Source organism: Rhodococcus sp. IEGM 1372 (assembly GCF_030056835.1).
In the GTDB taxonomy this organism is placed as follows: Bacteria; Actinomycetota; Actinomycetes; order Mycobacteriales; family Mycobacteriaceae; genus Rhodococcoides.
Window position 1 is genome coordinate 134789 of sequence record NZ_JASHKS010000004.1, and the last position, 23677, is coordinate 158465.

19 protein-coding genes and 2 pseudogenes are annotated in these 23677 nt (G+C 64.9%); 17 read left to right on the plus strand and 4 right to left on the minus strand.

Annotated elements, in window-relative coordinates:
* Positions 1 to 101 precede the first annotated feature (101 nt).
* The 4 genes and pseudogenes from QM590_RS07150 (at position 102) to QM590_RS07160 (ending at position 3872) form a co-directional block, all read left to right on the plus strand.
* Positions 102 to 2783, plus strand: a complete 2682-nt coding sequence (locus QM590_RS07150) for an AAA family ATPase (protein ID WP_269594351.1) — start codon at positions 102 to 104, stop codon at positions 2781 to 2783.
* A pseudogene (locus tag QM590_RS07155) lies at positions 2687 to 3430 on the plus strand (WD40 repeat domain-containing protein); the annotation flags it as partial. The gene QM590_RS07150 and the pseudogene QM590_RS07155, both read left to right, overlap by 97 nt.
* Positions 3431 to 3485: 55 nt before the next feature.
* Positions 3486 to 3572, plus strand: a pseudogene (locus QM590_RS25840) (hypothetical protein); the annotation flags it as partial.
* A 48-nt stretch (positions 3573 to 3620) separates the two neighbouring features.
* Entirely contained in the window at positions 3621 to 3872 is a 252-nt protein-coding gene (locus QM590_RS07160) for a hypothetical protein (RefSeq protein WP_269594353.1), read from the plus strand.
* Between the two features lie 18 nt (positions 3873 to 3890).
* Here the strand turns inward: QM590_RS07160 and QM590_RS07165 are convergent, their stop codons facing one another.
* The 3 genes from QM590_RS07165 to QM590_RS07175 form a co-directional block, all read right to left on the minus strand.
* Entirely contained in the window at positions 3891 to 4634 is a 744-nt protein-coding gene (locus tag QM590_RS07165) for an aspartate/glutamate racemase family protein (protein ID WP_269594354.1), read from the minus strand.
* 10 nt (positions 4635 to 4644) lie between these two features.
* Positions 4645 to 6198: an NCS1 family nucleobase:cation symporter-1 gene (locus QM590_RS07170; protein ID WP_269594355.1), complete on the minus strand. Its 1554-nt coding sequence runs from the start codon at positions 6196 to 6198 to the stop codon at positions 4645 to 4647.
* A 200-nt stretch (positions 6199 to 6398) separates the two neighbouring features.
* Positions 6399 to 7115 carry a GntR family transcriptional regulator gene (locus tag QM590_RS07175; protein WP_269594455.1) on the minus strand — a complete coding sequence of 239 codons (717 nt, stop codon included), beginning with the start codon at positions 7113 to 7115 and terminating at the stop codon, positions 6399 to 6401.
* Between the two features lie 70 nt (positions 7116 to 7185).
* Here QM590_RS07175 and mftE point away from each other — a divergent pair, with 70 nt between their 5' ends.
* From mftE to QM590_RS07240, 13 genes are all read left to right on the plus strand, one after another.
* On the plus strand, positions 7186 to 7872 hold the full coding sequence (gene mftE / locus QM590_RS07180) for a mycofactocin biosynthesis peptidyl-dipeptidase MftE (protein ID WP_068051498.1): 687 nt from the start codon (positions 7186 to 7188) through the stop codon (positions 7870 to 7872).
* A gap of 125 nt (positions 7873 to 7997) precedes the next feature.
* Complete coding sequence (mftF, locus tag QM590_RS07185; protein ID WP_269594456.1) at positions 7998 to 9395, plus strand: mycofactocin biosynthesis glycosyltransferase MftF; 1398 nt, start codon at positions 7998 to 8000, stop codon at positions 9393 to 9395.
* A 33-nt stretch (positions 9396 to 9428) separates the two neighbouring features.
* The gene (mftG, locus tag QM590_RS07190; protein WP_411741302.1) at positions 9429 to 10910 is read left to right on the plus strand and encodes a mycofactocin dehydrogenase MftG; all 1482 of its coding nucleotides are present in this window, start codon (positions 9429 to 9431) and stop codon (positions 10908 to 10910) included.
* Positions 10911 to 11002: 92 nt separating this feature from the next.
* Positions 11003 to 11140 carry a hypothetical protein gene (locus tag QM590_RS07195; protein ID WP_176460347.1) on the plus strand — a complete coding sequence of 46 codons (138 nt, stop codon included), beginning with the start codon at positions 11003 to 11005 and terminating at the stop codon, positions 11138 to 11140.
* 109 nt (positions 11141 to 11249) lie between these two features.
* The gene (locus QM590_RS07200) at positions 11250 to 12545 is read left to right on the plus strand and encodes a sigma-54-dependent transcriptional regulator family protein (protein ID WP_068051494.1); all 1296 of its coding nucleotides are present in this window, start codon (positions 11250 to 11252) and stop codon (positions 12543 to 12545) included.
* A 121-nt stretch (positions 12546 to 12666) separates the two neighbouring features.
* The gene (gene exaC, locus QM590_RS07205) at positions 12667 to 14190 is read left to right on the plus strand and encodes an acetaldehyde dehydrogenase ExaC (protein ID WP_269594356.1); all 1524 of its coding nucleotides are present in this window, start codon (positions 12667 to 12669) and stop codon (positions 14188 to 14190) included.
* Complete coding sequence (locus QM590_RS07210; protein WP_269594357.1) at positions 14190 to 14729, plus strand: DUF779 domain-containing protein; 540 nt, start codon at positions 14190 to 14192, stop codon at positions 14727 to 14729. The genes exaC and QM590_RS07210 overlap by 1 nt, the downstream gene beginning before the upstream one ends.
* Before the next feature lie 80 nt (positions 14730 to 14809).
* Positions 14810 to 15793 (plus strand): cation diffusion facilitator family transporter, encoded by a 984-nt coding sequence (locus QM590_RS07215; RefSeq protein WP_269594358.1) that lies wholly within the window; start codon positions 14810 to 14812, stop codon positions 15791 to 15793.
* Between the two features lie 136 nt (positions 15794 to 15929).
* Entirely contained in the window at positions 15930 to 17384 is a 1455-nt protein-coding gene (gene eat / locus QM590_RS07220; RefSeq protein ID WP_269594359.1) for an ethanolamine permease, read from the plus strand.
* Complete coding sequence (locus tag QM590_RS07225) at positions 17381 to 18793, plus strand: ethanolamine ammonia-lyase subunit EutB (protein WP_269594360.1); 1413 nt, start codon at positions 17381 to 17383, stop codon at positions 18791 to 18793. The genes eat and QM590_RS07225 overlap by 4 nt, the downstream gene beginning before the upstream one ends.
* Complete coding sequence (eutC, locus tag QM590_RS07230) at positions 18790 to 19566, plus strand: ethanolamine ammonia-lyase subunit EutC (RefSeq protein WP_269594361.1); 777 nt, start codon at positions 18790 to 18792, stop codon at positions 19564 to 19566. The genes QM590_RS07225 and eutC overlap by 4 nt, the downstream gene beginning before the upstream one ends.
* 53 nt (positions 19567 to 19619) lie before the next feature.
* On the plus strand, positions 19620 to 21254 hold the full coding sequence (locus QM590_RS07235; protein WP_269594362.1) for an AMP-binding protein: 1635 nt from the start codon (positions 19620 to 19622) through the stop codon (positions 21252 to 21254).
* Positions 21255 to 21267: 13 nt separating this feature from the next.
* Positions 21268 to 23214, plus strand: coding sequence for an acetoacetate--CoA ligase (locus tag QM590_RS07240; protein WP_269594363.1), 1947 nt, complete (start codon positions 21268 to 21270; stop codon positions 23212 to 23214).
* Here QM590_RS07240 and QM590_RS07245 read toward each other — a convergent pair.
* Positions 23190 to 23645 carry an acyl-CoA thioesterase gene (locus tag QM590_RS07245; protein WP_269594364.1) on the minus strand — a complete coding sequence of 152 codons (456 nt, stop codon included), beginning with the start codon at positions 23643 to 23645 and terminating at the stop codon, positions 23190 to 23192. The two genes, QM590_RS07240 and QM590_RS07245, sit on opposite strands and share 25 nt — an antisense overlap.
* Between the last annotated feature and the right edge of the window lie 32 nt (positions 23646 to 23677).

Sequence of the window (23677 nt, forward strand, 5' to 3'; positions counted from 1 at the left end):
CGTACGAGCGTCATTCAAACGCATCAATTTGCTGTTCGTGCAGCTCAGCGCGACGCGCGAGTGCCTCTATCGAGGTTTTCCCGGTTCTATAGTTCTCGCTCATGACCATCGACCGTCCGGATCCTTCGTCGATCACGGACCGCACGGAATTCGCGGCAGCATTGCGTGCGATCCGGACAGAGGCGGGTGCCACGGTCCGGGAGATCGTCGAGCGTTCCGGTGGCTTGCACGGCACCATCAGTGGCTGGTTCTCCGGACATCACGTCCCGACCAAAGCCAGCGCCGAGATGTTCGCCGCCGTACTGATCGCATGCGGCGTCGCCGACGAGGACGAGCGCGCCCTGTGGTGGGACGCGGTGTCGAGGGTGCGGTCGATCCCGGGCAGGCGGACCGTCGATCCGGTGAAGGGCGACCCTCCGTACAAGGGTCTCGAGGCGTTCGAGCCGGCCGATGCGGAGTGGTTCTTCGGCCGTGACGACGTGATCGAGCGTCTGGGCACGCGCGTCCGTGAGGCCCTCGGCTCTGGTGGAGGCATCGTCTTCGTCGTCGGTGCTTCGGGCTCCGGCAAGTCCTCGCTCCTGCGTGCCGGGCTGGCATCGAGATTCCCCGGTTCGGAAGTCCATTCCGGCGTCGGCGATATTCGTGCCTTCCCCGAGCGAGCCGAATCCTTTGCGCCGGGATCGGTTCTCGTCCTCGATCAGGCCGAGGAGTTGTGGACACTGGCGATACCGCTCGAGCGCGAGAACTTTCTGCGTGCGGCAGCGGCGTTGCCGAGCGCGGGGTCGGTTCTCGTGGTCGGACTGCGGGCGGATTTCTACCAGAACGCCGTGTCCGAGGACGCGCTGCTCGCCGGCCTGTCCGACAACCCGGTGGTTGTCGGGCGTCTCACCGAGTCACAACTGCGGGAGGTCATCGTGTCGCCTGCCGCGAAGGCGGGTCTCTCCGTCGAGGCCGCCCTCGTGCAGGTCTTGGTCGGCGAATTGGGCGCACGCGGATCGCAGTTCGCCCACGACTCCGGCGCTTTGCCGCTGCTGTCCCATGCCCTGCTCACCACGTGGCAGGTGTCGAGCGGCAGAACGTTGACTGTCACGGACTATCTCGCAACCGGCGGGATCGGCGGTGCCGTGGGGCAGAGCGCCGAAGAAGTGTTCTCCGCCTTGACCGCCGAACAGCAGCGCGAGACACGGCGCATCTTCATGCGGTTGATCAATCTCGACGACGAGGTCGTCACTCGTCGCCGCGTCGATCGCGTGGAGCTGTTCAACGGAGACGAGAACGCGGACGCGGTCACCGACGTCGACATCGTCGTCGAACGGTTTGCCGCACGCAGACTGCTGACCGTCGGAGAAGAGACCGTCCAGATCACCCACGAGGCGTTGCTGACGGCGTGGCAGCGGCTGCGCGAGTGGCTCGACGACGATCGTCAGTGGCTCGTCGAGCACCGTCGACTCACCCAGGCCGCAGAACTGTGGGAGAACAACGATCGCGACGACGGTTCGTTGCTGCCGGAATCGAGGTTGGCGTTGGTGCAGGAATCCCTCGGTCCGGTACGTCGGCGAGATCTCAACTCGGTCGAGAGGCGGTACCTCGACGCGAGTGCGAACCGAATCGAGCAACAGAACCGAAGCGACCGACGTCGGCGACGCACCCTCGAAACGCTCGTCACTGCACTCGCGCTGCTGACCGTACTGGCTGTGACACTGGCAGTGACCGCGTTCGTTGCTCGGTCGGACGCGAACAACCGACGGGTCGAGGCCGAGCGCGCGGAGGCAGAGGCTGTCTCACGTCAGATCGCCGGTGTCGCACAGCAATTGAGGAGTCAAGATCCCGGGCTGGCGGCATATTTCGCGTTGGCGTCGTACGAGGTGGACCGCACGACGGAGGCGCGGTCGTCGCTACTCGATTCATCTGCGATCCACACTCCTGTGCGGCTGCTCGGAGTGGAGGGCGGGGCGGTGACCGCGGTCGACCCGCGCGGAAACATCGTGGCAACAGCCGGTTCGGACGGACGCGTGCGGATGTGGTCCCTCGAGGGCGGGCACGCGAAGCTCGGTGAAATTGTCTTGCGTGACGCCCGGGTGTTGACGTTCGATCCGCAGGGGAGCGTGCTCGCTGTGGGAGGATCGTACGGCGTCGAGCTGTGGGATGTGGCGAACCCGTCGGCACCGATGTTGTTGTCGCGCATCGACGCAACTGGCGTCAGTAGCCTGTCGTGCTCTCCCGACGGCCGGCTGCTCCTCGTCGGAACCCGAGATGACACACTGCCTCTCCTCGACGTTGCAGAACCCACCGCGCCGCGCACCATAGGTGAAGTCTCTCAACCTGGTTCGCCGACAGCGACGGAATTCAGTTCCGACAGTCGATACCTGGTGACGGCCGGTCCGGGGCGCGCGATGCGGCTGTGGGACGCGACCCGACTGACCGCGTCTCCATCAGCCCCTGTCGTTCCGCTGATCGACGTCCCCTCGGACGGATCGACCTACACCGCGCTACAGCTGGCATTCTCTCCTGACGGCACCACGTTGATCGCGGGTACCACCGGTCGCGAGGTGCTGCGCTGGGCGGTGGACGGCGGTCGGCTGACTGCACTACCGGCGTTGACGGGATTCACCAGCTACGTCAACGATGTCGCGTTCAGCGGGGACGGGGTGTTGATGCTGCGGCGAGTTCGGACAACACCACGAAGGTGTGGGACGCCGCCTCGGGAACGCTGCAGCGGACACTGCCCGGCCCGGTCCAGGTCACTTCGCTCGCGTTCTCACCGGATCGCTCGTCGATCGTGACGGCCAGTGGCGATGGCATCACCCGGATCTGGCCACTTCCCGGACCGGCTTTCGTCGATGCAGGCGACACGATCTTTCAGAACCCCATCGGTGCATCGGACACGCGGCTGCTCGTCGGTTCCGGTAGCCGAGCCCCGGCCACGATCGTCTGGGACGTCTCCGATGTGGAGCATCCGGTGGCGTCGGCACCGTTGGTGATCGGCGACGGTGCCCAACAGACGGGGGCGGTAGCACTGACCGCCGACGGCACCCGTGCTGCTGTGGGTACCACCACCGGTGGATTTCGGCTCTGGGACACAACCGATCTCACCGATCCGGTCGCCCTCGGTGGCATTCGGGAGGCAACGACCAGCTTGACTGCGGGGCTGGTCTTCGACGGAACGGGATCGCTTCTGGTCGTCTCCGGCCAGAACTCGAACGACGTGTCGTTGTGGTCGCTGGCCGACCCAACGACCCCGCGAGCGTTGTCGACCCTGGAGGCGGGTAACTACCCCGCGGGTATGGCGCTGTCACCCGACGGTTCGGTACTCGTCATCGCCAGTGTCGGTGGCGTGGTCGAACTGTGGGACATCGCCGACCCCACCGATCCGCGTCGAAAGACCACGTTGGGCGGTTTCGGAAGTGACGTCCAGGCCGTGGCCATCTCACCGGACGGGCGAACACTCGCCGCCGGGAGTGCGGATCGCTCTCCGACTGTGGGACATGGAGAACCCGGACAACCCACAGCACCTGTCTCGTATCGTCGGGCCGTCCAGCCCGATCTGGTCGCTCTCGTTCGATCCATCCGGTGCGAGGCTGGCCGCCGGTGACGGGGGATCGACGCTGTGGCTGTGGAACGTGGGGGATCGGTACGCACCCGAGGAGTATGCCGCCCTCACCGCGTACGGCCAGCGTGTCTACACCGCGGTGTTCGGCGCGGCCGGACAGGTGCTCTTCGGCGGCGGCACGGGCCGCGATGTCCGCGTGTGGCGCACCGAGCCGGATGAAGTCCGCAGTCGCCTGTGCGAATCCGGGGGCTCGGTGGCCACCGAGGCCGAATGGGCCCGCTATCTGCCCGGGGTGCCGTATCGGCAGTTGTGCGAGACCTGATCGACCGCGGAGCCAGGGCTAAGGATCAGGGATCGGTCGGCTGAAACCCTCCAGCATCCCGGTGTAGCGCTTGGGCGGCGGGGCGGCGAATTCGCCGCGCTTTCCGGTACCCAGTCCCAGCGAGATCAGTGACTGCACGAACAGTGTTCCCGCGGCGACGCCGTCGACGACCGGTACGCCGATCTCGGCCGAAATGTGTTGGCACAGATCGGCCATCCCTGCACATCCGAGGACCACGGCATCGCTACCGTCCGTCTCCACGGCGATGCGGCACGCCTCGGTGACGATCTTGCGGGCGTCGGGGTCCGTCTCGAGATCGAGGACCGGCAGGTCGCACGCGTGGATACCGAGGCAGTGGCGTCCGAAGCCGTAGTGGTTCGCCAGATCCTGGGCACGCCCGACGGTGCGCCCGAGTGTGGTGACGACGCTGAATCCTCGGCCCAGGAAGCTCGCGGCGTGCATGGCCGCCTCGGCGATACCGATGACCGGCCCGGCCGCGAGCTCGCGAGCCGCGTCGATGCCGGGATCGCCGAAGCAGGCGATGACGTAGCCGTCGACCCCCGCGGCCTCGCCACTGGCGATCTCGGCGAGAATTCCTGGGACGCTGAGGGCTTCGTCGACATGGCTCTCGATCGAAACGGGCCCCATCGAGGGGCTGACCGCGTCGACGACCGTGCCCGGGCCGACCACGGCCCGGGCACAGTCACCGATCGTTGCGGTCATCGAACTGGTGGTGTTCGGATTGATGACCTTGATGAGCACGGAAGAGACCCTATGCCTTCGCTGGAACGTCGAAGCTGGTGACAGCCAGCTTGGTTCGCGTCGCAAGGAAGTAGTACGTGGCGAATCCGATGCCGCAGCCGATGAACCAGCTGTACTTCGACGCCGTGGACATACCTGCGATCTCCAGGCCGTCGACGGCTCCGTTGAACAGCACGGTGAACATCGCCACCGCTGCGCCCGCGACGGTCGCGTACACCGCCGCCGGGTTGTAGCCCTTCGAGTACCAGTAAAGGCCGGTCTTGGACATCGAGAAGAGCTCGTCGACCGCCACGTGCTGCTTACGGATCAGGTAGTAGTCGGCGATCAGGATTCCGAACAGAGGCCCGATGAACGCGCCGAGGGTCTCGAGCGTCAGGTGGATGACCTCGGGATTGTTGTACAGGTTCCACGGGGTGATCAGTACCGAACCGACTGCGGCGATCATGCCACCGGCACGCCAGCTGATGCGTTGCGGGCTGACGTTGGAGAAGTCGAACGCCGGAGCGATGAAGTTGGCGACGATGTTGATGCCGACCGTCGCGATGGCGAAGGTGAGGGCACCGAGGACGATGGCGAAGGTGCTGTCGATGCGGGCGACCGTCTCGACAGGGTCGGTGATCAGCTCGCCGAACACCGGCAGAGTCAGCGAGGCGGTGACGACAACGAGGATGGAGAACACCAGGAAGTTGACCGGCAGACCGAGGAAGTTGCCCTTCTTGACGGCAGCGTAGGACTTTCCGTATCGAGAGAAGTCACCGAAGTTGAGCATCGGGCCGGAGAAATACGAGACGACGAGCGCAATGGCTCCCAGCATGACGGGAACGGCGCTGAAGCCGGTGTACTCGACATCGCCGAGGGTGAGATCGATTGCGCCCCAGCCGGCTTTCCAGATCAGGTAGCCGCACAGCATGAACATGACGACGTAGACGGCAGGGCCGCAGAAGTCGATGAACTTGCGGATCGACTCCATCCCACGCCAGAACACCGCAGCCTGGACAACCCAGAGGAACAGGAAGCTCGCCCAACCGAGCAGCGACAGTCCGGCGAAACCGTAGTCCGCGGTGACGGCGTACGGAGCCAGAGACGGGAACAGCTTGATCAGCACGATGTCGAGGGCAGCCGACGCCAAGAATGTCTGGATGCCGTACCAGGCCACCGCGATCAGGCCACGGATGATCGCCGGGATGTTGGCACCGAGCACTCCGAACACGCTACGACAGATGACCGGATACGGAACCCCCGTCACCTGGCTCGGCTTGGCGACCAGATTGCAGAAGAAGTAGACGATCGTGATGCCGACGAGCAACGCGATCAGCACCTGCCAACTGGCCAGCCCGAGCGCGAACAGGCTGCCCGCCGTCACGTAACCGCCGACCGAGTGCACGTCCGACATCCAGAAGGCGAAGAGGTTGTACGAAGTCCACGTCTGCTTCTTCAGCGGAGCGAGATCCTCGTTGGTCAGCCGTGGGTCATAGGTGTCCTTGATCAGTCCACCACCGACGGGGTGGCCCGCGGCTTCCACGAGATCTCCCGTTTGAGCGGGACCGTGCGCTGTATCTGTCATCGATGCTCCTGACGGCATGGCGTATGAGACGAACGAAGGAGGTGAACGAGCGAATGAGGAAAAGTTAGCGGCGAAGTGTTGCGCACTCGTGACGAGAGCGATATATCTTTTCGGTCGTTCCTGCAGGCTCCACTCCCGTATCTTTTCCGGTCGTTCCTGCCGGCTCCACTCCCGCATCTTTTCCGGCTGTTGCTGAGGCTCTATTCCGACGACGGATCGGCGAACAATCCGTGATCGTTCGACAGCGTCGAAATGACCGAATTGAGACGCGTGTGGTGATGCTGCGCGGCGCGCAGCAAGCCCGCGGAATCGCCGGCCAGAAATGCCGCGAGCATTTCGGCGTGATCGCTGTGCAGCGACGCCCTGTCCGACCCGGCGACATGCACCATGGGTTGCACGGGTTCGGTGATGTTCCAGGCGGATTCGAGCATGTGCAGCAATCGATGCATGCGGGACGGACGGGTCAGGGACAGGTGGAACTCACGCGAGAGGCGGTGGTATTCTCGCGAGTCGTCCTGGGCCAGCGAGGCCTCGAGTTGACGATTGATCTCGACGATATGGGCCCGGTCGGCCTCGGTGGCGAGCCCGACTGCGGACGGTAGTGCAGCCGTCTCCAATACCTCTCGCACAATGTACATTTCGCGAAGTTCGGCTGCGGTCAACTGCGCAACCGTGTAGCCCAGATTCGGTCGATGATCGACCAGTCCCTCGCCGATGAGTGTCTTGAGGGATTCGCGCACCGGAATTCTGCTCACCCCGAAGAGTTCCGCTACTTCATTGAGTGGAATCGGGGTATTCGGCGGCGCATCGCCGGCCAGAATGACTCGGCGTAACTCTTGCAGAATTGTCGGTTGCGGGCCGCCGGGTGCCGATATCGACAATTGCGAGAGCAATACGGATCGGCGACGGGGTGGCACGAATCGAAGATTATCGTCGCAGTGTTTCGGCGGCGTGACGTCCTCGTTCCATCCGATAGCATCTGCACTCATGGCCACGGACCCCCTCGGTACGCAGTACTGGCCGGACCTGGACGGGTCTCGCACCCTGGTGGTGCCGGTCGGCTCGATCGAGCAGCACGGTCCGCACCTCCCGCTCGATACCGACACTCGTATCGCAACCGCCGTGGCGCACACCATCGAGGATGCTCTCGTGGCCCCCGCGATCGCGTACGGAGCCAGTGGCGAGCACGAGGGATTTCCTGGCACCGTCTCGATCGGGGCCGTAGCGCTCGAATCGGTTCTGGTGGAGTACGGACGTTCTGCATGCCGCTGGGCCGAGCGAGTGGTGTTCGTCAACGGACACGGAGGCAACGGCCCCACCGTGCGCTCTGCCGTACTGCTGCTGCGCTACGAGGGCCGCGACGTCGTGTGGTTTCCGTGCGCGATACCGGGAGCAGATGCTCACGCCGGGCGCACCGAAACGTCGTTGCTGCTGCACCTTTCGCCCGAGGTGGTGAACATGAGCAAGGCCGAGGTGGGCAATGTCGCCGACATCGCCGACCTGTTGCCTGCGCTTCGCGTCGACGGCATGGCACCGATCACTGCGAACGGGGTGCTCGGTGATCCCACCGGGGCCGATCCGGAGGAGGGGCGTCGGATGTTCGAGCAGCTCTGCACCCGCGCCGGCGACGCTGTGCAGAGATGGAGTCCCTCCGAGCACGGAGTGATCACATGAACGAGCTCGATGGAATGCCTGCTGAGGGGCCGTCCGACGATTCCGGAAAAACGGGGCATGGGTATGTTCCGTCCGATTTCACGGGTGGCCGACACTTCGGCGTCTCGTCCGCTTACGATCTCCTGATGGGTGAAGGTCGGTTGCCTGACGGCTTCGGGGTGCGAGTCGATCCACGCGTACGCACATTCTCCGAAGGACGAGTCCTGATCGGTGGTTCACCGACACGCATGCTCAAGCTCGCACCGACGGCAGCGGCGATGATCGGTGACGGTTTCATCGAAGTGACCGACTCGCAGTCCGCTCTCGTCGCTCGCAAACTGCTCGACTCGGGTGTCGGGAACCCGCGCCCGATGTCGATTCCGTCGCCGAGCGACGTCACCGTGGTCGTACCGCTCAAGAACAACGAGGCCGGGTTGGAGCGCTTGATCGCAGCACTCCACGGTCTGCACGTCATCATCGTCGACGACGGGTCGGACGTTCCGGTCGCAGTGCCGCGGGTCTCGTGGAGTGTGGGCAGCGTGACGGTGCTCCGACACGAGCACTCGCGCGGACCCGCTGCGGCGCGAAACACGGGATTGCGATGTGCCACAACAGATTTTGTTGCTTTCCTGGACTCGGACGTGGTTCCGCGCAAGGGATGGCTCGAGGTGATGCTGGGGCACTTCTCGGATCCGGCCGTGGCGCTGGTGGCACCCCGAATCGTCGCGCTGGAGCCCGAGGGCAGCGCCCTGGCCAGGTACGAACACGCGCGCTCGTCCCTCGACCTCGGTCGCAGGGAAGCAGCGGTACGCGCAGGCAGCTCGGTCTCCTACGTGCCCAGTGCGGCAATGCTGATTCGTCGGTCGGTGGCGATGGACTGCGAGGGATTCGACGAGTCGATGCACGTGGCCGAGGACGTGGACCTGTGCTGGCGATTGCAGGAAGCGGGTTGGCGACTGCGCTACGAACCCGTCGCTCACGTCGCGCACGAGCATCGCGTCACCTTCGTCGAGTGGTTCGCACGCAAGCTGTTCTACGGGACCGGTGCCACACCGTTGTCGGCACGTCATCCGGGAATGGTGCCGCCCATCGCGATGTCGCCGTGGACGTTGGTCGCGTGTCTGCTCGCCGCGAGTCTGACGAGGATCGGACTCGTCGGTGCCGCCGCCACACTCGGTGTCACGATCGTTCGCCTGCGCAGGATGTTCGTCGGTCTGGATCAGCCCACGCGAATCGCGGCCATTCTCGCTGCCGAGGGTTTCGTGGCGGGGTTGTGGCAGTTGGCGTCGGCCCTGTGTCGACACTATTGGCCGATCACCCTGCTCGCCGTGCTGCTGTCGAGTCGTATTCGTAGAATAGCGCTGGGATTGGCTGTTGCAGAGGCGTTTTCGGATTGGTACAAGCATCGGGAACTCGGCGGTCTCGACCCGGTTCGGTACGCGTTCTACAAACGTGCCGATGATGTTGCGTACGGCGCAGGCCTGTGGCGCGGTGCACTGTCCGCGCGCAGCATCGACGCGCTCAAGCCCCGCCTGGACGGCTGACGCGGTGCGAGCCGGGCCCGCCCCGCAGACGGTGTGATCGGAATCGAGCACGCGGACGTCATCGTCGTGGGAGGCGGCTCCTGTGGCTGCGTCGTTGCGTCGAGGCTCAGTGAGAATCCGGATCGGTCGGTGCTGTTGCTCGAAACCGGGCCTGCGTTCTCCGGCGTCGCCGATGTTCCGGCGGCTTTGCTCGACGCGTCGACGCTTCCCATCGGCCCGGGGAGCGAATGGGTGGGAATCTACACGGCCGAACTCGCGGCGGATGTGTCTCGGGTGATCGCGCGAGGCCGGGTGCTGGGGGGCTCCGGAGCGGTGAACGGCGGATACTTCGTCCGCGCCACGCCGGGCGACTTCGACGCGTGGCCGCAGTCGGTGTGGTCGTTCGATCAGGTGTTGCCGTTCTACATCGGCTCCGAAACCGATCTCGATGTCGGGGCTACCGGTCGGTGGCACGGTTCCCGCGGACCGATGCCGGTCTCGCGCACTCCCGCGCAGGACCGACATCCCGTGACGGCGGCCTTCGTGGAGGCCGGTACGAACGCGGGCTTTCTGTTCCACGAGGACCTGAACGCTCCCGACGCGGCCGTGGGGGGAGTGGGCGTTGTGCCCTCGAACATCCGCGAAGGGGTCCGCGTAAGTGCCGCTCTGGCATATCTGTTGCCGGTCGTCGGAAGGAAGAACCTACGGGTACAGGGGAATACGACGGTCGCATCGTTGATGTTCAAGGGAAGCAAAGTGATCGGGGTCGAGATCATCGCCGACGGTGTACGCAGTGTCGTCGAGTCCGACACCGTTGTCGTCTCGGCCGGCGCGGTGCATACTCCTGCCCTGCTGCTTCGATCCGGCATAGGGCCGTCGGAAAGCTCTGCTGCGCTGGGCATTTCGGTCGTTGTCGACAGTCCGGGAGTCGGCCAGGGTTTCAGTGACCATCCCGAGGTTGCCGTTCCCGTCGTCACGACGAACGAATTCCCGACGGCATCTCGTGCTCTGGAAGCGGTGCTGCATGCGGGCGACGTGGAGATCAGGCCGTACACCGGGAGATTCGACCGACTCATTTCCGGGCTCCCCACAGGTCCGCATGTGTTCGGCGTCGGCCTCATGCGCTCGACGGCACGAGGGAGCGTCGCGCTGCGCAGCACGGATCCGTTCGAGGCTCCGGACGTGCGGTACCGCTATCTCGCATCGGAGGGTGATCGGCGGGCGATGCGAGGCGGCGTCGCACTGGCGCGAGATCTGATCGCATCGCCGTCCATGGCGTGCGTCGAGGTCCCTGCGACCCACGACCCTCTCGCGGCACTGGGCACGTCGTTGCACCTGTCCGGTAGCGCCAGGATGGGACCCGAGTCGGATCCGGGGTCGGTGCTCGACGATCACTGCCGCGTGCGCGGAGTGGATGGAGTCTTCGTGATCGATACTTCGGCGTTCCCGGTGGTGCCGAGCCGCGGCCCGCATGCGACGGCGATCATGTTCGCCGAACGCGCCGCTGCCTTGATGGGAGAGGAGCAGGCGGACTGACAGGTGGTTGTTGCAGACCACGGTGAGGGTGTGTAGGCGTACCGTTCGTGGTCTGGGGACCGTTCAGGTTCCCCGATAGATGGGTTACTGCCATGTCGGACAAATCGCCCCGCAACACGATGACCAAGAAATCCGGCAAATCACTCAAGGACAAGCGCGCAGACAAGCGGGCCAAATCGAGTGGTGACACCAGCAACGACATCATCACCACGGCCGTCAAGAAGAAGTAGGCACTCGGGGTCGGCGCAACCGGCCACGGCCGCGCGCGTCGGCCACGGCTGTATCCTTGCGTGTGAGCTGGGTTACAACGATGTGGACAGGTCACGGAGGAAGCGTCGAATGGCAAGCCGATCGGACAGTGGTGGCAACCCCTGGGTCGCAGTGCGCCCCGGCGAGGACGTCGCTGTGCTCGCGCGCCAGATGTCCAGTGCCCATCAATCTTTCGTCGACGATGTTCGTACCCATGGGTCGGCCGTCCGGTCGGTCGTTCTCGATTCGTGGATGCGCAGCCGAACCAAGGGTGTCGACCCGGACGGTGGCAACGACACTCCTGCGCTGACCGGTGCGGACCTCGAGCGCTACCGCAACGGACACCCGATGGCCATCATCCGTCCGGTGATTCGAAAGCTTCTGGTCGAGGACGCGTCCGACACCGGTTTGCTCGTCGCGATTTCCGATGCCGAGGGGCGCCTGCTGTGGGTCGAGGGTGATTCTGCGGCCAAGGACCGAGCACTCGCCATGGACTTCGCCGAGGGGGTCGATTGGAGCGAGGAGAGCAAAGGTACCAACGCCCCCGGCACTGCGCTCGCGGTCGATCACAGCGTGCAGATCTTCGCATCCGAGCACTTCTCGCGGTCGGTGCACGAGTGGAGCTGCTCGGCGGCACCGGTGCACCACCCCACCAGCGGTCACATCCTGGGAGCCATCGATATCACCGGTGGCCCGCGGGTAGCGGTGCCCGAGGTGCTCTCGTTGGTGCGCGCAACGGTCGCCGCTGCTGAATCCGAGCTGCGCCTGCATCTGATGAACTCGCCGAAATCATTGGGCGACACAGCTCCCCGGCTCGAGGTGCTGGGATCGGGACGGCCGGGAGTGGTGCGCGGATCCGGCCGGATACCGCTCTCGCAGCGGCACGCCGAAATTCTGCTTCTGCTCGGTGAGCATCCCGAAGGCCTGAGCTCCGACCACCTCGCAGTGCTGCTCGACGAGCAGGAACTCGACTCGGTCACCATTCGCGCCGAGATGTCGAGGCTGCGCAAGGCCTTCGGTACTGCAGGCCTGGCATCGCGGCCCTACCGGCTGGTCGGCGAATTGTCCTCCGACGTCGGCGATATCCGACGAGCCCTGGATCGAGGCGACGTCGACGCTGCTCTGCGCATCTACTCGGGCCCGGTGCTTCCCGGGTCGTCCGCGCCGGGAATCGAGGAGATCCGCGAGGAACTGCGGTCTCGGATGCAGGCCGCATTGCTCCGACTCGGAGATCCGGTGCTGCTGGCGCAGTGGACCTCGTCCATCCACGGGCGCACGGACGTCATCGCATGGGAGGCGTACCGGGCCACGCTCAGCCGCGACTCCGCGCTCTACGGGCAGGTCAGTGCGCGTATCGACCTTCTCGACCGCGATCTCGGCATCTGAGGAACCGGTCGCTCCAGGCCGTCCTCGGAATCGGCAACGTAGTTGCAACGTTGCAAGCCCTAGTGTCCTGAATCACACACCGCATCAACTGTGAAGCACGTGTCGATCAGGAGGATTTTCAATGTCCGTCTACGCCCGTCCAGGTACCGCCGATTCCGTCATGTCGTTCCAGTCGCGCTACGACAACTGGATCGGCGGCGAGTGGGTACCGCCGGTCAAGGGCCAGTACTTCGAGAACCCGACTCCCGTCACCGGTGAGAACTTCTGCGAGGTCGCCCGTTCCACGTCCGAGGACATCGAGCTCGCGCTCGACGCCGCACATGCCGCAGCCCCCGCATGGGGCAAGACCTCCGCGGCCGAGCGTGCCGCGATCCTGAACAAGATCGCCGACCGCATCGCCGACAACCTCGAGTCCATCGCGCTGGCGGAGTCCTGGGACAACGGCAAGCCGATCCGCGAAACACTGAACGCCGACATCCCGCTGGCCATCGATCACTTCCGATACTTCGCCGGCTGCATCCGCGCGCAGGAGGGATCGCTGTCCGAAATCGACAGCGACACAGTCGCTTACCACTTCCACGAGCCGCTCGGCGTCGTCGGGCAGATCATCCCGTGGAACTTCCCGATCCTCATGGCCGTGTGGAAGCTCGCCCCCGCCCTCGCCGCCGGTAACGCAGTGGTGCTCAAGCCCGCCGAGCAGACGCCCGCGTCGATCCTGCACCTGATCTCGATCATCGGCGACCTGCTGCCCGCGGGCGTGCTCAACATCGTCAACGGCTTCGGCGTCGAGGCAGGCAAGCCGCTGGCATCGAGCCCGCGTATCTCCAAGATCGCGTTCACCGGCGAGACCACCACCGGCCGCCTGATCATGCAGTACGCGTCGCAGAACTTGATCCCGGTGACACTCGAGCTCGGTGGCAAGAGCCCCAACGTCTTCTTCTCCGACGTGCTGCAGGCCAACGACGACTACCAGGACAAGGCGCTGGAGGGCTTCACGATGTTCGCCCTCAACCAGGGTGAAGTGTGCACCTGCCCGTCGCGCTCGTTGATCCAGGCCGACATCTTCGACGAGTTCCTCGCCCTCGCAGCCATCCGTACCAAGGCTGTGCGACAGGGAGATCCGCTCGACACCGAGACCATGATCGGCGCACAGGCCTCGAACGATCAGCTCCAGAAGATCCTGTCGTACATCGAGATCGGCAAGGGCGAGGGCGCACAGGTCGTCACCGGCGGCGAGCGCGCACAGCTGGGCGGCGACCTCAACGGCGGCTACTACATGCAGCCCACGATCTTCACCGGCAAGAACAACATGCGCATCTTCCAGGAAGAGATCTTCGGGCCGGTCGTCTCGGTCACGTCGTTCACCGACTACGACAACGCCATCGAGATCGCCAACGACACCCTGTACGGGCTCGGCGCAGGCGTCTGGTCGCGGGACGGCGGCATCGCCTACCGTGCCGGCCGCGATATCCAGGCCGGTCGCGTCTGGACCAACACGTATCACCAGTACCCCGCGCACGCGGCGTTCGGTGGCTACAAGCAGTCGGGTATCGGCCGTGAGAACCACAAGATGATGCTCGATCACTACCAGCAGACCAAGAACCTGTTGGTCAGCTACGCCCAGAAGGCACAGGGCTTCTTCTGATGAATGCCCCTCGGCCGCCTGCGCGGCTGAAGACCACCGTCGAGGCGATGGACCTGCTCCGTCGCCTCGGCGGTATCCACGGCGAACTGATGATGCATCAGTCCGGGGGATGCTGTGACGGGTCGTCGCCGATGTGTTATCCCGCAGGCGAATTCATCGTCGGCGACCGGGACGTTCTCCTGGGGTACATCGACCTCAGGCTCGGGGTCGGCGAGGTCCCACAGGACCTCCCGAGCGGGAGCGACGGTGTCCCGGTGTGGATTTCGGGGTCTCAGTTCCAGGCGTGGAAGCACACGCAACTCGTGCTCGACGTGGTTCCCGGCCGCGGCGGTGGGTTCTCGCTCGAATCGCCCGAGGGAGTGCGCTTCCTCAGCCGCGGACGTGCGTACACCGCCGAGGAGAACGACATTCTCGCCGAGCACCCACCGCTTGCTGGCGTCGACTGGGAAGAAGGCCGACGGCCGGAGATCCCCGACGATCCGCTGGTGGTCGCCGAGGCCGTCGACGCATGTCCCGTTCCGGGGATGCTCCAGGGCTGAATGCCTGCGGCAGTGGTGCGGCTGAGAGCCCCAGGCGGCACTCAGCCGCACCACTGCGCGGAGCGCATACAGTGCGAACGATGAAGAGCGCACCGAAGTCCGACCACGTCGAGGGTGACGAGAGCCTGCGGACCGTGGTCATCGCTTTCGTCGCCAACCTCGGCGTCGCGATCGCGAAGACCTTTGCAGCGGTGTTCACCGGATCTGCGTCGATGGTTGCCGAAGCCGCGCACTCGTGGGCCGATGCCGGGAACGAGATCTTTCTGCTCGTCGCCAATCGCCGGGGATCGCGCGGACCGGACGATCGACGGCCACTCGGGTACGGGCGGGAGACCTACTTCTGGTCGACTCTCGCGGCGGTCGGACTCTTCGTCGCCGGTGCGGCGGTGTCGGTGTGGCACGGCATCACCTCGCTGTTCGCCGGCGAATCGAGCAGCGAGAACTACCTCGTCGCATACGTGGTGCTCGGCATCGCATTTTTGCTCGAGGGCGTGTCGTTTCTGCAATCGGTTCGACAGATTCGCGGCGAGGCAGCCGAGTACCACAGAGACTTTCTCGATTACGCACTCGAGACGTCGGATCCGACACTGCGCGCGGTGTTCGCCGAGGACAGTGCCGCACTGATCGGCATCGTCATCGCCGGTGCCGGAATCGGATTGCATCAGCTCACCGGTAACGCTGCCTTCGACGCCATCGGCTCGATTCTGGTGGGTGTGCTGCTCGGAATCGTCGCGTTCGTACTGATCGATCGAAACCGCCGATTCCTCACCGGCGAACCGGGATCGAGAGCATTATGGAACGCGGTGGTGCAGCGGATCGAGGAACTTCCCGACGTGGCGTCGGTCCGGTTCGTTCGCATCGAGTTCGTCGGTCCCAAACAGCTCTACGTGGTGGCGAGTGTCGATCTCGTCGGTGATTTCGCAGAATCACGCATCGCGCACACGCTCCGGCGGCTGGAGCGTGAGTTGGAAGCCAACAGAGCTGTGGTGGACGCAGTACTGACAGTCGCCGAACCGGACGAGGGAGACCTCGGCGACGTCAACGCCGTCGGGTACCAGCCGTAATTCGCCCGTCATTCATCGATGACGCGCCGCTTACATCACGCGCCTATCGTGAACCGATTCGCGCGCCACACCTGTTGTGAATCGTCCCCTCGGGCGTGACCGTCGTCCCGAGCGTTATGGCTACGAGAGGCTTGTCATGTCCGTAGTAGACCCCCAGTCGTCTCCTCCGAAATCGGGCTCCCACGAGAGCACTCAGTCACACGTCGAGGGCGGTGACTACCTGGCCAAGCGAACCCTGAAGAAGGGGACGGCAGGCTGGGTCCTGCTGGCGGGCCTCGGAGTCAGCTACGTCATCTCCGGCGACTACTCCGGATGGAATTTCGGTCTCGCCGAGGGTGGCTTCGGTGGTCTGCTCATCGCGGCGATCATCATCGCGGGCATGTACCTGGCCATGGTCCTCGGCATGGCCGAGATGTCCTCGGCGCTGCCCGCGGCAGGCGGTGGCTACACCTTCGCCCGCCGCGCTCTCGGCCCGTGGGGCGGATTCGCCACCGGTACAGCGATTCTCATCGAGTACGCCATCGCTCCCGCTGCCATCGCGACGTTCATCGGTGCCTACGTCGAATCCCTCGGGCTGTTCGGCATCACCGACGGGTGGTGGGTCTACCTGGTGGTCTATGCGGTGTTCATCGGAATCCATCTCTCCGGCGCAGGCGAAGCCCTCAAGATCATGTTCGTCATCACCGCGATCGCCTTGGTCGGACTCATCGTGTTCGCCGTCGCCGCCATCGGACAATTCGACGCGAGCAACCTGACCGACATCGCGCCCACCGACGCAGCCGGAGCCTCGGGATTCCTGCCGTTCGGCTACCTGGGCATCTGGGCTGCCGTCCCGTTCGCCATCTGGTTCTTCCTCGCGATCGAAGGCGTTCCGCTGGCCGCAGAAGAGGCCAAGGATCCGACCAAGAACGTCCCACGCGGCATCATCGCCGCCATGGGCGTGCTGCTCGTCACCGGTGCTGTCGTGCTGCTCCTGGTGACCGGCGCAGGCGGTGCCGACGCCGTCAAGGAATCGGGAAATCCATTGGTGGAAGCCCTCGGTGACGGAACTGCGAGCAAGATCGTCAACTACATCGGCCTCGCCGGACTGGTTGCGTCCTTCTTCTCGATCATGTACGCGTACTCGCGCCAGCTCTTCGCGCTCTCGCGTGCCGGATACCTGCCGAAGACACTGTCCATCACCAACTCTCGCAAGGCCCCGACACTCGCCTTGATCGTCCCCGGCGTCATCGGCTTCCTGCTCTCACTGACCGGTCAGGGCGCAATGTTGCTGAACATGGCCGTGTTCGGCGCGGCGCTGAGCTACGTACTGATGATGGTCAGTCACATCGTGCTCCGTCGCAAGGAGCCGAACATGGAACGCCCGTACCGAACCCCCGGCGGCGTCGTGACAACGGGATTCGCGTTGATCGTCGCAGCGCTCGCCGTTGTCGCCACGTTCGTCGTCGATTCCACCGCGGCACTGTGGTGCCTCGGCGTGTTCGTCGCGTTCATGGCCTACTTCGGCATCTACAGCCGGCATCATCTGGTCGCGAACTCGCCGGACGAGGAGTTCGCTGCGCTGGCCAAGGCCGAGGCCGAGCTGGAATGACGATCTACACCCAGCAGGTCTCGGGCACCACCTACACCTTCGACGGGTTGGTGGACTTGATGGCCAAGGCGACACCGCTTCGATCGGGCGACGAATTGGCAGGCTGCGCAGCCGAATCGGATGCCGAGCGCGCCGCAGCCCAGTGGGCATTGTCGGAGGTCTCGCTCGATGTCTTCCTGCACGATCTGCTCGTGCCGTACGAGAGCGACGAGGTCACCCGCCTCATCATCGATTCACACGACCGCATCGCCTTCGGTGCCGTCTCGCACCTGACCGTCGGCGGGTTGCGGGACTGGCTGCTCCAGGTCACCGCGAGGCCGGATGCGGCCGCGACGTTGCGGTCGGTGGCCGCCGGACTGACTCCGGAGATGGTGGCAGCGGTCAGCAAGATCATGCGAAACCAGGATCTAATCGCGGTGTCTCGAGCCGTGCAGGTGACGTCGGCGTTTCGTACGACGGTGGGACTGCCCGGAACACTCACCACCCGGCTCCAACCCAATCACCCGACGGACGACCCCCGCGGAATCGCCGCGGCCACGCTCGACGGGTTGCTGCTCGGATCGGGTGATGCGGTCATCGGGATCAACCCGGCGACCGACTCGCCTCAGGCGACAGCCGAACTGCTGCACCTGCTCGACGAGATCCGGCAACGCTTCGATATTCCCACGCAATCGTGCGTGCTCTCGCACGTGACGACGACGATGGAACTGATCGACAAGGGCGTTCCGGTCGATCTGGTGTTTCAATCCATCGCGGGCACCGAAGGAGCCAATTCGAGCTTCGGAGTGAACATCCCGCTGCTTCGGCAAGCCAACGAGGCCGGCCGATCGCTGCACCGCGGAACCGTCGGGAACAACGTCATGTATCTCGAAACAGGCCAGGGTTCGGCGTTGTCGGCGGGCGCGCACATCGGTACCGGCGACCGCCCCGTCGATCAGCAGACCCTCGAAACGCGTGCGTATGCGGTGGCCCGCGATCTCGAGCCGCTGCTGATCAACACCGTCGTCGGATTCATCGGGCCCGAGTACCTCTACGACGGCAAACAGATCATCAGGGCGGGCCTCGAAGATCACTTCTGCGGCAAGCTGCTGGGACTGCCGATGGGAGTGGACGTCTGCTACACCAACCATGCCGAGGCCGACCAGGACGACATGGACACCCTGCTGACGCTCCTCGGCACCGCCGGGGTCGCGTTCGTCATCGCGGTGCCGGGTGCCGACGACGTCATGCTCGGCTACCAGTCGTTGAGCTTTCACGACGTGCTCTACGTTCGGCAGGTTCTCGGTCTGCGGCCCGCACCGGAATTCGAGTCGTGGCTCTCCCGACTGGGCATGGTGGACGCCGACGGCAGAGTCCTCGACGTCGATGCCGCGGGATCGCCGCTGCGCGCTTTGATGGGTGCGCGATGAGCACGCCAGCGGAACGACCGGAAACAGAGTTCTGGGGCGAGTTGCGCGCGATGACGCAGGCTCGAATCGGGTTGGGCCGCATCGGTGATTCGTTGCCGACCACGCGGGTGCTCGAGTTTCGCTCGGCGCATGCTGCGGCGCGCGACGCTGTGCACATGCCGCTCGAGGTCGAGGAGCTCGTGGGCCGGGTGGAGCAGGTCGGTCTCGGTGCGCCGTCGGTGGTGACGTCGTTGGCGACGAGTCGCGCGGAGTATCTGCGACGGCCCGATCTCGGTCGGCAACCGAAGGATCTGTCGGAGGTGGTGAATTCCGAGAGCGAGATCGGCATCGTGCTGGGCGACGGGTTGTCCCCACGTGCGCTCGCCGATCACGGCGTGCCGATGCTGGAGGCGCTGAAAGCAGAGCTCTCCGATCGTTATTCGATCGCGGCTCCGGTGATTGCAACTGAGGCGCGGGTGGCGCTCGGTGACCACATCGCGGCTGCGATGGGTGTGCGGACGGTGTTGGTGCTGATCGGGGAGCGCCCGGGGTTGTCGGTCGCCGACAGTCTCGGTATCTATCTGACGCATCTGCCGAAGCCCGGGTGCACCGACGCCGATCGCAACTGCGTATCCAACATCCATCCGCCGGAAGGCCAGGGGTATGCGCAGTCGGCACGAATCGTGGCCGGCCTGTTGGCCGGTGCCAGGAAGCTCGGGCGGTCGGGTGTGGCGTTGAAGGACACCTCGCGAGCCGATGTGCTCGAGGCAGCCGAGGCCCTCACCCTCGAGTGACATCCCCCTATTCGGGGGTGGCCGAGGGTGACCGGGCTCACTACCGTGGCCGTATGGACAGTTACTCTTCCGGTGAGTCGGGCACAGCGGTGCTGGACGACACGATCGGTGCGAATCTGGATCGAACTGCGGCGCGGTACTCGGATCGCGATGCGCTGATAGATGTTGCGTCCGGGCGACGGTGGACCTACTCGGAGTTCGTCGCCGACGTCGATCTGTTGGCGGCCGGGTTGCTCGTGGCCGGAGTCGAGGTGGGGGACCGAGTCGGAATGTGGGCACCGAACTGCCCGGAATGGGTTCTGGCGCAGTATGCGACGGCCAAGGTCGGTGCCGTGTTGGTCAACATCAACCCCGCGTACCGTTCGCACGAGTTGCAGTTCGTGCTGAAGCAGGCCGGGGTGTCGGTGTTGTTGTCGGCCAGAGAGTTCAAGGGATCGAACTACGCGGCGATGATCGACGACGCCCGCCCCGAGGTGCCGTCCCTGCGTGAGGTGCTGTTCATCGGGAGCATCCAGTGGGAAGCGATGACCGATCGCGGGCATCGAGCGCTGGCGAAGACTCCGCGCATGATCACCGATGTGTCCGAGCGGCTCCGCTGCGACGACGCCATCAACATCCAGTACACCTCGGGGACAACGGGTTTCCCCAAGGGTGCGACGCTCAGTCATCGAAACATCCTCAACAACGGATTCTTCGTCGGCGAGCTCTGCCATTACACCGCCGAGGACCGAGTGTGCATTCCGGTGCCGTTCTACCACTGCTTCGGCATGGTGATGGGCAATCTCGCGTGCACGTCGCACGGCGCTGCGATGGTGATTCCCGGGCCCTCGTTCGATCCGGTCGCGACGTTGACGGCCGTCGCCACGGAGAAGTGCACCTCGCTCTACGGAGTCCCGACGATGTTCATCGCCGAACTGGCACTGGAAAACTTCGAGGACTTCGACCTCGGCAGTCTGCGTACCGGCATCATGGCCGGATCGCCGTGCCCCACCGAGGTGATGAAGCAGGTGATCGAGCGGATGGGGATGGCCGAGGTGTCGATCTGTTACGGCATGACCGAGACTTCGCCGGTGTCGCTGCAGACTCGGAGCGAGGACTCCATCGAGCAACGGGTGTCGACCGTCGGACGCGTCGGTCCGCACCTCGAAGTGAAGATCGTCGATCCGATCGAGGGCAGCACACTGCCGCGTGGGGAGGCGGGCGAGCTGTGCACGCGCGGGTATTCGGTGATGTTGGGCTACTGGGAGCAGCCGGAGAAGACCGCCGAGGCCATCGACGACGAGGGGTGGATGCACACCGGCGACATCGGGGTGATGGACGACGATGGCTATGTGGCGATCACCGGGCGGATCAAGGACATGGTGATTCGCGGCGGCGAGAACATCTATCCCCGCGAAGTGGAGGAGTTCCTGTACACACATCCCGACGTCCTCGACGCGCAGGTGATCGGTGTGCCCGACCCGAAGTACGGTGAAGAGCTGATGGTGTGGATCAGGATGAAAGACGATGCTGCGCCGCTCGATTCGGCAGCGGTGCGTGAGTTCTGCGACGGGCGGTTGGCGCACTACAAGATCCCGCGGTACGTGCACGTGGTCGACGAGTTCCCGATGACGGTCACCGGCAAGGTGCGCAAGGTGGAGATGCGCGAGCGATCGCTCGGCCTGATCGAACAGCTGCCCTTCGGCTGACATACTCGCTTCCATGACCAGTGCGCTGTGGACGCCGACGGATTCCGATCTCGCCGAGGCTCGGGTGACCGAGTTCGCGCGCTTCGTCGAGCAACGTCACGATGTGCTTCTCCCGGACTACTTCGCTCTGTGGCGATGGTCGACCACCGAGCTGGAGCTGTTCTGGCGAGCGGTGTGGGACTTCTTCGAGGTTCGCTCCTCCAGCGTGCCGACAACGGTGCTCGCGGAGCGCACGATGCCTGGCGCGCAGTGGTTTCCGGGTACGGAACTGAACTACGTGGACCACGTGACTCGGCACGCTCGACCCGATCGCGTCGCGATCGTGCACGCCCGCGAAGACGGTTCGACGCGGACCGTGATGTGGGAGGAGATGATCGATCAGGCCGGAGCGCTGGCGGGGACGTTGGCCGGTGCGGGAGTTCGACGCGGCGACCGCGTCGTCGGGTATTTGCCCAACGTTCCCGAGGCGGTGATCGCGTTCCTGGCGACCGCGAGTCTGGGTGCGGTGTGGTCCGCGTGCGGGCAGGACTACTCGGCCTCGGCAGCGCTCGATCGTCTGGGGCAGCTCGAACCCACGGCACTGATCACGGCCGACGGGTACGTCTACGGAGGGAAGTTCCGAGACAAGGCCGCCGATGTCGACGCGCTCACGACCGGGCTGCCGACGCTGCGGTTGGTGGTGACGGTCGGCGAGGCGTCGGGAAGTGCAGTGAGCTGGTCTGCCGCAACAGCGCAGAGCCGTGAATTGGAACCGGTCGCAGTGCCGTTCGATCATCCACTGTGGGTCGTGTTCTCCTCCGGTACCACCGGTCTGCCCAAGGGCATCGTGCACGGCCACGGCGGCGTGGTGCTCGAACATCTCAAATCCGTTGCCCTGCACTCCGACCTGGGGCCGGAGTACGTGTTCTTCTGGTACACCAGCCCCAGCTGGATGATGTGGAACTTTCAGGTCGCCGGTCTGCTGGCCGGGTCCACGATCGTGTGCGCCGACGGCAATCCCGCATTTCCGACGCCTGATGCACTGTGGGACATCGCCGCTCGGCTGGGTGTGACCTATCTCGGCACCAGCCCCGGGTACGTACTCGCATGTATCAAGGCCGACGCACATCCGGGCTCCGATCACGATCTCTCGGCACTGCGGGCCATCGGCATCACCGGATCCGCGATGCCTGCGACGTCGTCGATCTGGTTGTCGGAGAACATCGGAGCCCACGTACCGGTCTTCTCCATCTCCGGCGGCACCGACGTGGTGTCGGCATTCGCCGGGGGAGTGCGGACTGCGCCGGTCCGGGCGGGAGAGCTGTCGGTGCCGTTCCTCGGCGTCGCGCTCGACGCCTACGACGAGGACGGCGAGCCCGTCCGCGGCACCGTCGGTGAACTGGTGGTCAGCGAGCCGATGCCGTCGATGCCGCTGTACTTCTGGAACGACGCGGACGGATCTCGTTACCGAGAGGCGTACTTCGAGACCTATCCGGGAATCTGGCGGCACGGCGACTGGATCACCAGGACCGATCGCGGCAGTGTGCTCGTCCACGGCCGGTCGGATTCCACGCTCAACCGCAACGGAATTCGTATGGGGAGCGCTGACATCTATCAGGCCGTCGAATCGCTGGACGAGGTCACCGAGGCGCTCGTTCTGGGCATCGAACTACCCGACGGCGGATACTGGATGCCGCTGTTCGTGGTGGTCCCGGGCGGCGCGACCGACGAGTTGGGTGAACGCATCCGATCCGTCATCGGAACCCAGGTGTCGCCGCGACACGTTCCCGACGACGTCATCGCCACGCCCGCGGTGCCCCACACTCGGACCGGGAAGAAACTCGAGGTACCGCTCAAACGACTTTTCCAAGGTGCCGCTGCGGCAGGCACCGTCGATGCGAGTGCCGTCGACGACCCGGCGGCGTTGGCGTGGTTCGTCGACCGGGCGGCCGAGTTTCAGCGAGTCCAGCGCGCGAGGTAAGCCTTCTCCTCCGGCGCGATGCGGCGCAGAGTCTCGGCACCGACGTCGACCATCGCCATCCGGGTGGTCGCCACGACCGCGGGCGGCGAATCCGGTGCCGCGCCCGCGGCGCGCACCTCGTACCCGATGGTGAAGTCGACAGCGCGCACCTTCTCGAACCACAGGGTGACGTCGAGTGGACCGTCCGAATGACGGAGCGGCTTCTTGTACGCAATGGTCACGTTGGCGATCAACGCACTCTTGATCAGCGACTCGTTGGCCTCGCCCTCGCTGAGCAGCCATTCGATTCGCGCTTCTTCGAGCAGGGTGACCATCCGTGCATGATTGATGTGCGCAAAGGCGTCCATGTCGGACCAGCGCACCGTCACGCTCGCGTGATATCCGACGGGACCGGTCTGCTTCGTCTGCATCGCAACAGGCTCTGTCTTCATTGCTAGAGGATGGCATGCGCGCCCGTGAAGTC